The sequence below is a fragment of the Octadecabacter dasysiphoniae genome (assembly GCF_021532615.1).
GTDB lineage: Bacteria > Pseudomonadota > Alphaproteobacteria > Rhodobacterales > Rhodobacteraceae > Octadecabacter > Octadecabacter dasysiphoniae.
This window is the reverse complement of the sequence record NZ_JAKGAQ010000019.1, coordinates 1-687: the sequence shown is the minus strand read 5'-3', so window position 1 is coordinate 687 and position 687 is coordinate 1. Positions and strand designations below refer to the sequence as shown.

The following is a 687-nucleotide window of genomic DNA, read 5'->3' as shown; positions in this document are numbered from 1 at the left end:
TCCTGACCGATGTCAGCCCCGACATCCTGACCGCCGATCACGTGATCCTTGCGTGAGCAATTTTCACTTTTTTATCGAAAGTTTTATCAACATGCCAACGATCCGTTCACCCTTTTTAGCCCTTGTTTTGTGCGCGACTTTTATGGCGGGACCTGCGATGGCCGACGTGTCTGACGGGGTAGAACTTTTGGAATCGGGTGATGTTGCGGGGGCTGCGGCCTCGTTTGCGCAGGCTTACGAAGCGGGTGATGGTGAGGGTGCGTTTTACCTGGCGCGTTTGTTTGAATTGGGTCTGGGCACCGAGGCTGATGCGTCGCGGGCGGCCAATTTGTATGCGGCCTCTGCTGAGCTTGGATCTGTGCGCGGCCAGCTGCGCCTTGGATTGATGTATCACGAAGGGCGCGTTTTGTTGCGCGGCTACGTTGAGGGCACGCGCCTGATTTGCGCCGCGGCCGATGCAGGGTTGGCCGAGGCGCAGCTAAATTGCGGACTCAGCTATCAGACCGGTCGCGGGGTCGAGGAAGACGTCGTTCGTGCGCGCGAATATTGGGAACTTGCGGCGGCGCAAGACAACATCGCGGCGCTGAATGTGCTGGGCCAGTCGGCCTTGTCGGACGGCGATGTTAACACCGCACAAACGCGGTTTAGCACGGCAGCAGAGGCTGGCAATCCGGTTGCGATGTTCAG

Annotated in this window: 1 protein-coding gene; it reads left to right on the top strand. The window is 58.8% G+C overall.

Annotated features, from left to right (window positions below; translation table 11 throughout):
• Positions 1-157: 157 nt before the first annotated feature.
• On the top strand, positions 158-687 hold a 530-nt coding region (locus L0664_RS18455; protein WP_235227377.1), incomplete at its 3' end, for a tetratricopeptide repeat protein.